Below are 10,201 nucleotides of genomic sequence, written 5' to 3'. Positions count from 1 at the left end.
CGGCCCACGGGAAGCGCCGCGCGCCTCCTGAAACGCCAACCCCCGCCGGGCGTTGACCCGGCGGGGGTTGGCTCGTGGCGATGCCGCCGCGTGGACGGCCTCTCGCCGTCAGAACGCGAAGCGGCCTTCCGCGGCGATCTTCGGGAGCGGCTCGCGCGGACTCGGCGCTTCACGCGAACGCAGGCCGTCGGGCAGCGTTGCGGGGTCGCCGGGGCGGCCGATGGGGATGGCGGCTTCGATCGTGTACTTCGGCGGCAGATCGAGCGCGTCGCGGATCTTGTCGTGCTCGATGCCGGCCATGGCATGCGTGGCCCAGCCCGCGAGCGAGGCCTGCAGCGCCAGATAGCCCCACGCGGCGCCCGTGTCGAACGCGTGCGTCGGCGAGGGGGCTTCCTGATCGGCGCCCGGCGGCTTGAGCGTCGCCTTCGAGATCACGATCACGATGGCGGCCGCGTGTTTCGCCCAGCTTTGGTTGAATTCGTTGAGAAAGCCGAGGAACGGCTCCCAGTGCGGCGTGCCGCGGCGCGCATACACGAAGCGCCACGGTTGCGCGTTGTAGGCCGACGGCGCCCAGCGCGCCGCTTCGAAGAACGACAGCAAGGTGGCCTCGGGCAGCGTTTCGTCGGTGAACGCGCGCGGCGACCAGCGGGCGATGAACTGCGGGTCGATCGGATGATCGGCCTGGCGTGCGGTGGTATCGGTCATGCGGATGTCTCGTGCAATAGGGAACGTCAATGTGTCGGGCAATGGTGCTCGGGCCGCCAGGATACCGTGCCGGCAAGGCACGCCCAACCAATATCGCGGCACGTGCTTATATCACTGCCCGTCATGCGCGCCTTCGGGCGCCCGCCGCGCCAGGCGCTGCAGCGCGAGCGAGGCAGCCGCAATGAGTACGCCCACGCCGAGCGAAACCCACAGAATCGCCGTGTCGCCCCACTGTTGGCGCGCAAGCGAATAGCCCCACGGTGCGACGGCCGACACGGCGAACGCCGGCGTGAGCAGCGTGCCGAGCGCGCGGGCATAGGCGTCGTGCGGGAAGAGCTCCAGCGGCAGGCTGGCGCGCAGCAGCGTTGCCAGGCCATTGAGCGCGCCGTAAGCGAAGATGAAGATGCCGGCGGCCAGCGGCGACGACATGCCGGCAAGGGCCAGCCCGAAGCACAGCGGCAAACCGCATCCCACCACGACATTGAGCCGGATCGCACTGGCCTGGCGCGGCTGCAGCCATTCGAGCGTGCGAGCGCACACTTGTCCCAGTCCCCACAGCGCGGCCAGCGTGACCGGCAGGCCCTGCGCCCCGAGCCATGCCGTCAGGTGCGCGGCGAGCCCGGACGACAGGATGGACACGAGGGCCATGGTCGCGCCGTAGAGTCGTGCGGGCGCCTGCGGCGTGTTCGGCGTGTTCGGCGTGTTCGGCGTCTTCGCCGCCGTCGCCGCCGTCGTCGCGGTTTTCAGCGTACACGGTGTCTTCGGCGCCTTCGGCGGGGTGGGCGGCAGCGTGCGCAACAGTGCCCATGCCAGCAGGCTGAAGGCGCCATAGACGAGCACGCCCGCGCGCCATCCCCATGTGTCGCCAAGCCAGTTGCCGAGCGGCCAGAAGACGGTCGTGGCCAGCCCGCCCATGAGCGTGATCTGCGTCATCGGCCGGCGTGCCGCGCCGCCATAGAGCGACGCCAGCGTGGCGAAAGCGGCGTCGTAGAGCGATAGCCGCATCCCGACGCCGAGCAGGCCCCACGCCGCATAGCACTGCGCGAGCGTCGTGCTCGTTGCGAGCAGCGCGCACCCCGCCGAACAGAGCAGCGTGCCGGTGCACATGACGCGCCGCCCGCCCATGCGATCGAGCCACTGGCCGGAGAGGGGGGAGATGGCAGCCATGACGAGCATGGCCAGCGACGGGCCGGCGAAGACCCACGACGGCGGCCAGCCGGTCGAGTGAACGATGCGCCAGGCGTAGGCCCCGGGCAGATAGAAGCTCACGCCCCAGTTGATCAGTTGCGCGAGGCCAAGCGTGAGGCTGGTGCGGAGTGTGGACATGTACGGGGAGCGGCGCCAGGGGCGGCGCCGTGCGGCCGGGCCGGGGCGAGACGCGATGACGGAACGGGAGCGTGCATGGTGCGCCGGCCGCATCTCTTGGTAAAGTCTTGGCATCTTATCGCGTTCATAAGGAAAACTTTGAGATGAGGCGTCTGAATCTGGACCAGTTGCAGACGTTTACCGAGGTTGTCGATGCGGGCAGCTTTTCGGCGGCTGCCGCGCGGCTCGGCTTGTCCCAGCCCGCCGTGAGTCTGCAGGTGCGCCAATTGGAGCAGCGCCTGAACGTGCGCCTGATCGAGCGCGTGGGCAAGCGGCTCAAGCCCACGCCGGCGGGTTCGGCGCTGCTCGAGCACGCGGTGCGCATCGACGCCGCCGTCGAGGACGCCATGCAGGCGCTCTGCACGCATGCGCAGGGCGTTGCGGGCGAAATCGCCATCGGCACCGGCGCCACGGCATGCATCCATTTGCTGCCGCCAATGCTGCGCACCATGCGCCGCCGCTACCCCGCGCTCGATATTCGGGTGAGCACCGGCAACACAGACGACGTCGTCGCGGCGGTGACGGAAAACCGACTGGACGTCGGGCTTGTGACGCTGCCGGCTGCCGGACGCAGCCTGCACATCACGCCCGTGCTGCAGGATGCGTTCGTCGCGATTGCGCCGGCGAGCGATACGCATTGGGCCGACGAACTCACGCCGCCCGGGCTGGCTGCCGCGCCCATGGTGGCGTTCGAGTCGGGCAGCAGTACGCGGCTTCTGATCGACGAGTGGTTTCTCCAGGCAGGATTGCGCGTGCGTCCCGTCATGGCGCTGGGCAGCATCGAGGCGATCAAGGAAATGGTCGCGGCAGGGCTGGGCTGCAGCATCGTGCCCCGCATGTCGGTGAGCGCGGCGCACCACCGGCGAGGTCTGCGCGTCTGCACGTTGGCCCCGGCGCTCTCGCGCACGCTGGCAGTGGTCGTCCGTCAGGACAAGCCGCTGACGCCGGGACTGCGCAAGGTGCTCACGGCGCTCGAGGCGTTGGGCCGAGGCGGGACGAGCCTTCCGAATCCGGGCACTCGCCGCGCAAATGATTGGCAGTCCACGTGAATGCAAGGCGCTGTTCCATCGGCAGAAATTACTGTCCGCAAAACGTAAAGCTAGGACTACAATGCGCGGATAACGGCCTTCCATCGGCAATCAACAAGAAAGTGCAACTCGCAATGCATCACAATCTTTACCGATATGAGGGGCTGCTCAATGCCCGCTCGGTCGAAGCGCTGGACGCCGAGTTCCGGAATTTGACGCAGACGCTCGGATACGACGCGCTGTTTTACGCCCCCTTGTTGCCGAGACGCGAACGTGAGGCCGCGGCGTTTCAGATCGACGACCAGCGCATTACGGCGCAGGGAATGCCGAGCCGCCACATCTTCACGACGTATCCGGCGTCATGGATCGAGCGCTATCAAAGCGCCGGATATGCCGACCACGATCCGGTATTGGTGGCGGCCAATCTGTCGCCGTTGCCCATTCGCTGGCGAACGTTTCTGGCGCAGAAGCGGCCGCATCCCATCTTCGCCGACGCCCGCGCCCATGGACTGGCCAGTGGCGTGTCGATTCCGATCTACGGGGCGGCAGGCGAGCGCGCGATCTTCTGTGCCGCGACGGGGAAGTCTCCCGAGGAATCGGCCGAGCATGAAACGCGAATGCTGGGCGAGATCTATCTGAGCGCCGTGTATTTTCATCAGGCGATTCAGCAACTCGACATGCAATGGGTCGCAAGCCGCAGTGCCGGCAAGCTCAGTCCTCGCGAGCTCGAGAGCCTGTTGTGGGCCGCGCGCGGCAAGACGGCGTGGGAGATCGGTTTGATCCTGAAGATTTCCGAGCATACCGTGACGTTTCACATCAATAACGCCAAGCGCAAGCTCGGCGCCGTGAATCGGCATCAGGCCATTGCGGCGGCCATCAGCACAGGACTGATTTCCCCGTGATCCGGTACTGACGCCCTGTTGATTGCGCTTGCGAATCCATAAGCGCGGGCGCGCCCGCCGCGCTTGCCCCTGCCGTTTCTGCTGTTTCCGCCGTTCCGAGCCCTTCCGGGCCATTCAGGGCCATTCAGGGCCATTCGCCCCCATATTCCGACGCTGCGTGGGCGCGATCTCCGGCCGATTTCACGACTTTCCGAAACAGTGTGTTGCCGCATTCGGTCTGGTTCAAAACTAAGGGAAAACTATAATTTACTCAGGGCGCGAAATCGAAATCTGCCGGTTTCGGCGCCTTCTGGCGACACATAAACGACAAAAGGAGTTTTCCATGAAAAAGAACCTGTTGAGCGCCGTTGCGCTCGTCGGCCTGACGATGGCTGCCGGCTCGGCATTCGCGGCTGATTCGCAAACGAGCGGCGTGAGCCGCGAGCATGTGCGCGCCGAGCTGCAAGCGGCGCGTGAGCTCGGCCTCTCGCCGGTGACGGAGTTCAACTTCCCGTATACCTTCGAGCAATCGGTGCAATTGCAAAAGCGCACGGCCGAAATCGAAGCAATGCAGCGCGGCGCAGCGCCGCAGGCGCCGAGCGCCAACTGAGTCGCCGCGACGATGGCCTCAGGGCTATCGACGCAGCACCCACAGCACCCGACTTCCCGACGGCTCGCCCGATCTGCTGACGGAGCCGCCTACACCACCGAGTCCCGCTTTACCGACGCCTGTCGCGCGTCACTTACCACAGCCCCGCCCGAGGATCGCGTCCCGACGGGGCTTGTGTGTTTCCGCAGGCGCGGCGCCTTCACGACTCGCGCCGCCGCGGACCCCGTCTTCCAATTTCAGCGAGCCGCGGTTTGAGCGGCTCCACCGGCCCTATTGGCTCTATCGGGCTCTATCGGGCCCTATCGGACCTTCCGGCCTCGGGCGGCGCATGCTGCGCGGCGCCCGTTGGGACGAACGACGCCTTGTCGCTCGCGGCGCCCGATTGCCAGCCGCCGCCCAGCGCGAGGAAGAGATTGATCTGATCCATCGCGACCTGTGTCTGCGAGGCGGCCAGCGCGGCTTCCGCGCTCGCGTGCGTGCGTTCGGCGTCGAGACTCGTCAGATACGGCGCCCGGCCTGCGCGATACAGCTTTTGGTTCTGTTGTGCCGCGGCGCGCGACTTGTCGCGCGCATCGCGCAGCGCGGCGTCGCGCTCCAGCGCTCGCGTATAGGCGGACAGTGACGTTTGCGTCTCCTGGAGCGCCTTGAGCACCACGCCGTCGAAATGCGCGAGCGCGGCGTCGGCCCCGGCTTCCATGCCTTTGATGTGAGCGCGCACGCCGTTGGTCGGCAGCGACCAGGTGATCATCGGCCCCACGCTCCATTGTTCCGTGCGAGCCTGACCGAAGTGCTCCAGCACGCCGCTCGCACCGACCGAGGCGCCGATGCGAATCGACGGGTACAGGTCGGCCGTCGCCACGCCAATCTTCGCCGTTGCCGCGGCGAGTTCGCGCTCGGCCTGGCGTATGTCGGGGCGGCGCTTGAGCAGCGCAGTGCCATCACCGACGGGAAGCGGCTGGCGCAGTTGCGGGATCCGGCGGCATTGCGTGGCGCTCGCGTCGAGCGTGCCGGGCACCTTGCCCAGCATTACCGCGAGCCGATAGGCCGCGGCTTCGTGCTGCGCCTGAAAGCGCGGCAGGGCGGCGCGCAGCGTGTCGGCCTGCGCCTGCGCGCGCAGCAGATCGGTCGGCTGATCGCGGCCCGCGTCGACGAGCTTGCGCGTAATGGCCACGCTCTTTTCCTGAAGCCTGAGCTGCTCGTTGGCGATGTCGTATTCGTGATTGGCGGCGCAGCTTTGCACGTATGCCCGCACGGTCTCGGCCGCCACACTCACGCGGGCCACGTCGAGCGCAGCCTGGCTCGCTTCGGCGGCCGCCAGCGCGGCTTCGTCCGCGCGCGCGAGCTTGCCGAAGAAGTCGATCTGGTACGAGACCGACAATGCGGCGGCGGCCAGATTGATCACCGGCAGCTTCTCTTCCTTCAGGAAACTCTCGCCGGAGAGCTGCGCGCGCGCGGCATTGGCTTCCACGCCGCCCTGCGGCAGGTTCTCCGACTCGACCTCGTGATATGTCGCGATGGCGCGCCGCACATTGGCCAGCGCCACGCGCACGTTCATGTTGGCAGCGAGCGCCTGCTTCACGAGCGCATCGAGCTGCGGGTCGTCATAGCTTTGCCACCAGTCGTCGGGCACGGCGGCGGCGGAGACCGCGCGTTGGGAACCGTCGACGAGCGGCCCGTTCGCCTCGGGCGAACGCATGATGGACGCCTCGGGCAGATGGTAGTCCGGGCCGACGGTCGTGCACCCGGCGACCAGCGCCGCGGCGCTGGCCACGGCGCTCATCAGGAACAGTCGCGCTTTCACTGCCGTGCTCCGGACTGGGCGCCGGTCCGGCGCGCGAGGAGGGCGACGTGGGCGACCTGGGCGGCGGGCGCGGCGTGCGCCGCCCGGCCGGCATCCGCGGTCTTCTCGTGTCGGCCTTCGATGACGGTTACCGTGGCCGTGCGCCCGGCCACAAGCCGCATGTCCTTGGGCACGTCGTCGAGCGCGATGCGCACCGGAATGCGCTGCGCGAGGCGAACCCAGTTGAAGGTCGGGTTGACGTTGGGCAGCATCGACGCGCCGCTCGTGCGGTCGCGATCCTCGATGCCGGCGACGATGCTCTGCACGTGGCCGTGCAGCACGTCGCGCTCGCCCATCAGGCGCACTTCGACCTTGTCGCCGATGTGAATGCCGCGCATCTTCGTCTCTTCGAAATAGCCTTCCACGTGCAGCGAGTTCGCATCGACCATCGAGAGCACCGGGCGGCCGGTGCTGACATAGTCGCCCACGCGCGGCACGCGGTCGTTCAGATAGCCGTCGGCCGGCGCGAGCACACGCGTGCGTTCGAGATTGAGTTTCGCCAGCCGCACGGCGGCCTCGGCTTGCGCCACGGCGGCTTCGCCGGACTCGACCTTGGCCTGGCCGGCTTCCACCACTTCTCTGGCGACGACTTCCGTCAGTTGACGATTGCGGGCGTTCTCGCGACGGGCCTGTGCAAGCGTGGCGCGCAGGGCGGCGGCATTGGCTTCGGCCTGCTGCAGCGCAAGCGCGTAGCGATCGCGATCGATGACGAAGAGCAGGTCGCCGCGATGCACCGGCTGATTGTCCTTGACCTCGACGTCGGTGACGAGGCCGGAGACGTCGGACGCGATCTGCACGATGTCGGCGCGAATGCGACCGTCACGCGTCCACGGGGCGACGGTGTAGTAATCCCACAGGTGCAGGAGCACGAAAATCGCGACGCACGATACCGCGAGCGTCAGGACGACGGAGCCGATGGAGCGAAGTTTCAGTTTCATGGTTGGCAGGCCCGCGCGATGGCGACGATGCCGCCCAGCGCGATGATGTACACAGCGAGGTTGAATAGCGAACGGTGCCAGACGAGCTTGTAGAAGCCCAGGCGCGCGAGCGCGAAGCGCAGCACGCCGGTCACCACGAAGGCAACGACCATCAGCGCCAGCAGCATCGGCACGAACACGCCATAGATATCGATCTCTGCGCTCATTGAGCACTCCGGGGTTGTGTGGCCGGGAACAGTGCGACGTGGATGTCCATGAGCGATGCGCGCGCACTGCGCGACGCCTGATCGCCGTGAGCCACCAGAGAGCGCACCGCGCCCAGCAGTTTGTCTTGCAGCGTGGCGTCAGGGCGGCTCACCGCTTCGTCGAGACGCGCCTGGTAGAAGCGCGCCACGTCGTTGAGCACCGCCTCGATGGCGCTGCGCTGCGAGGGATTCAGATGCGGCAGCTCGCGTTGCAAGGCGAGCGCGGAGAGTTCGACGCGCACTTCGGTGAAGCCGTCGCTCGACGTCTCGCTCTCGCTCGCGGCCAGGCGCGGCACGAGTTGGCCGAGTCGGTCGAGCAGGCGCGAGCGCAGGCGCCCGTGCTCGGCAACCGAGCGCCCGCGCGCGTTCCTGGCGATGTCGCGCCAGCTCGCATGAATGAGGCGGCGCATCGCCACGCGCGTGCCGAAGGGGCGCGTCTGCAGGGTCCACAGCAGCGCGAACAGCACGCCGGCCAGCCCGGCAAGATTGCTGTTGAGGAACGCGCTGAAGTCGGCGTTGTAGCCGCCTTGAATGCCGACGAAGCTCGCCGTGTTGACGGCCACGAGCATGGCCACCATCGTGAAGCGCGGCTGCACGATGAGCGTGCCGAGCAACAGATACGGAACGGCGAAGAGCGCGACGAGCAGGCCGAAGTCGTGGGCGTTCGTCAGGATGAAGAAGACGTACACGGCGGCGAACACGACACACACGGCCGTCGCCCAGAAGAACGAACGGATGAAGGGCGCCGGTTCGTCCATCGCCGCGAAAAAGCAGCACGCCACGGCGCCGAGCGACACGCCGGCCGCACCGTCGTTCCACCCGGTGTAGATCCACGCCATGCCCATCAGGAACGTACACAGCGCGGCGGAGAGCGTCGAGAACAGCAGCAGGCCATGATCATAGTGACGCGCGCCGCCGAGCTCCCAGTGGGCAAACGCGGGCGACCATTCGGGAGCGTCGTCGGGCTGGCCGAAGCGCCGCTGCAGCGTCGCGCAGTCTTGCCAGAGCTGCACGAGCGAGCGCAGGCGGTCCTCGGTCGCGGCGACCAGCGCGCCGTACCAGTCGGACGCTTCGCCGGCGGCCTGCGGCGGGCTGAGCAGGTGCGCCGGTGCGGGCGAGGGGGCGCCGCGGCGCAGCCATGCGACCACGTCGGCCATCTTCGCCTCGAGTGCGCCGGGCACCCCTTGCGGATGCTGGCGCAGCGTCTGTACGAGCGACGCCACCGTGGAGAGCACGGGCATCATCATCGTCATGCGGCCGCGCAGCTCCTGTGCGTCGCTCACCCGTGCGGACGTGTCGGCGTCATACGAAAGCTGGCTGATCAACTGGTCGAGCGCCAGGATGTCGGCGGCCATGCGGTGCCGGCTCATGTGGCGCGTCGCCTTGCCGTCGGGGTCGGCCGAGAGCATGTCGGCCGTCCAGCGCGCGGCGTCGGCGAGCCAGCGCGCCGAACGGTCGTGCAGTACCTTGGCCACGCTCGTGGGCAGGACGACCGCACCGACCACGCTCGCACAGACGATGCCGAGAATGATCTCCTCGGCGCGCGCGATGGCGATGTCGAAGATGACGTCCGGCGTGTTCACGGCGGGCAGGGCGATGAGCGGCAGGGTGTACGAGGCGAGCAGGAATACATAGCTGCGCGGCGAGCGATGCAGCAGCGAGATATAGAGCAGCGTGCCGGTCCACAGCCCCACGGCTGCCATCAGCAGTTCCGGCGTGTTGACCAGCGCCGGGACGAAGGCGATGGAAGCGGCGGCGCCGAGCAGCGTGCCGAGCACACGGTACAGCGCCTTGGAGCGTGTCGCCCCGGTGAGCGGGTGCGACACGATGTAGACCGTAGCCATGGCCCAGTACGGGCGCGGCAGGCCGAGCGCGAGCGCGATGTAGAGCGCCAGCATGGAAGCGGCGAACGCCTTGATCGAGAAGATCCAGTCGCGGGAGGAAGGCCAGTTGAGCACGGTCTACTTCTTGGGAGGCTCCATCGCGAGGAGGGTCGCATCCGGACCGGCCGCGCTGGAGAGAGCTTCGAACACACGCAGCACCGCTTCGAAATCCTCGCGCGAGACGCTCGCGAAGACTTTCGCGCGCAACTGGCTGAGTTCGCTTTCGAGCTTTTCGGCGAGCGCCTCGCCGGCCTCGGTCAGCCGCAGGGCGTTGGCGCGCCGGTCGCTGGCGTCCACTTCGCGCCGCACGAGGCCGGCGGCGCACAACTGATCGAGCAGCCGCACCAGCGACGCCCCTTCCAGGCCGACGTATTCGGCGAGCTCGACCTGACGCACGCCCTGGCCGAGCCGGCGGATGAACAGCAGCGGGCCAGCGCTCGCCGCCGAAATGCCGTATTCACCGATGGCGCCCTGCGAGAGCTGGCGCCACTGTTTGCCCGCGAGCAGCAGATGACTGGTGAAGGCGAAGCGGAGGGATTCCAGGGAGGTCATGGAGAAAGATTATATGTTAACTAATAATTAGCATGCTAGTTAATGCCGTGTTGCACGAGACGGCGAGGTTCCGATAAGTCCTTGTCGTGATTGGGGTTTTGGGCCGAAAAACGGTCGCGCAAAGCGCTTTCGGATGCACGTTTGCGGCGGTCTT

General features: G+C 67.5%; 10 protein-coding genes. 3 read left to right on the top strand and 7 right to left on the bottom strand.

Annotated elements, in window-relative coordinates; translation table 11 throughout:
• Positions 1-108 precede the first annotated feature (108 nt).
• Both CDN36_RS03660 and CDN36_RS03655 read right to left on the bottom strand, forming a co-directional pair.
• The gene (locus tag CDN36_RS03660; protein ID WP_287496017.1) at positions 109-705 is read right to left on the bottom strand and encodes a nitroreductase family protein; all 597 of its coding nucleotides are present in this window, start codon (positions 703-705) and stop codon (positions 109-111) included.
• 111 nt (positions 706-816) lie between these two features.
• Complete coding sequence (locus CDN36_RS03655) at positions 817-2,031, bottom strand: MFS transporter (protein ID WP_287496016.1); 1,215 nt, start codon at positions 2,029-2,031, stop codon at positions 817-819.
• A gap of 143 nt (positions 2,032-2,174) precedes the next feature.
• Between CDN36_RS03655 and CDN36_RS03650 the strand changes: the two genes are divergently transcribed.
• From CDN36_RS03650 to CDN36_RS03640, 3 genes are all read left to right on the top strand, one after another.
• Complete coding sequence (locus CDN36_RS03650; RefSeq protein WP_287496015.1) at positions 2,175-3,119, top strand: LysR family transcriptional regulator; 945 nt, start codon at positions 2,175-2,177, stop codon at positions 3,117-3,119.
• Positions 3,120-3,232: 113 nt separating this feature from the next.
• Complete coding sequence (locus CDN36_RS03645) at positions 3,233-4,000, top strand: helix-turn-helix transcriptional regulator (RefSeq protein WP_150556445.1); 768 nt, start codon at positions 3,233-3,235, stop codon at positions 3,998-4,000.
• A 322-nt stretch (positions 4,001-4,322) separates the two neighbouring features.
• Positions 4,323-4,589 (top strand): DUF4148 domain-containing protein, encoded by a 267-nt coding sequence (locus tag CDN36_RS03640; protein ID WP_287496014.1) that lies wholly within the window; start codon positions 4,323-4,325, stop codon positions 4,587-4,589.
• A 289-nt stretch (positions 4,590-4,878) separates the two neighbouring features.
• Here the strand turns inward: CDN36_RS03640 and CDN36_RS03635 are convergent, their stop codons facing one another.
• From CDN36_RS03635 to CDN36_RS03615, 5 genes are read right to left on the bottom strand one after another with little or no spacing between them, the layout of a single operon-like run.
• Positions 4,879-6,369: an efflux transporter outer membrane subunit gene (locus tag CDN36_RS03635; RefSeq protein WP_287496147.1), complete on the bottom strand. Its 1,491-nt coding sequence runs from the start codon at positions 6,367-6,369 to the stop codon at positions 4,879-4,881.
• 17 nt (positions 6,370-6,386) lie between these two features.
• Entirely contained in the window at positions 6,387-7,367 is a 981-nt protein-coding gene (locus CDN36_RS03630) for an efflux RND transporter periplasmic adaptor subunit (protein ID WP_287496013.1), read from the bottom strand.
• On the bottom strand, positions 7,364-7,573 hold the full coding sequence (locus CDN36_RS03625; RefSeq protein ID WP_150556447.1) for a DUF1656 domain-containing protein: 210 nt from the start codon (positions 7,571-7,573) through the stop codon (positions 7,364-7,366). Before CDN36_RS03625 ends, CDN36_RS03630 begins: the two co-directional genes overlap by 4 nt.
• Positions 7,570-9,570 carry an FUSC family protein gene (locus CDN36_RS03620; protein ID WP_287496012.1) on the bottom strand — a complete coding sequence of 667 codons (2,001 nt, stop codon included), beginning with the start codon at positions 9,568-9,570 and terminating at the stop codon, positions 7,570-7,572. Before CDN36_RS03620 ends, CDN36_RS03625 begins: the two co-directional genes overlap by 4 nt.
• 3 nt (positions 9,571-9,573) lie before the next feature.
• On the bottom strand, positions 9,574-10,047 hold the full coding sequence (locus CDN36_RS03615; protein WP_150556449.1) for a MarR family winged helix-turn-helix transcriptional regulator: 474 nt from the start codon (positions 10,045-10,047) through the stop codon (positions 9,574-9,576).
• Positions 10,048-10,201 lie beyond the last annotated feature (154 nt).

The sequence above is a fragment of the Pandoraea sp. CB10b_02 genome, assembly GCF_002216225.1.
In the GTDB taxonomy this organism is placed as follows: Bacteria; Pseudomonadota; Gammaproteobacteria; order Burkholderiales; family Burkholderiaceae; genus Pandoraea; species Pandoraea nosoerga.
Note: the sequence above shows the minus strand (reverse complement) of the source record. Positions and strands in the feature narration are given on the sequence as shown.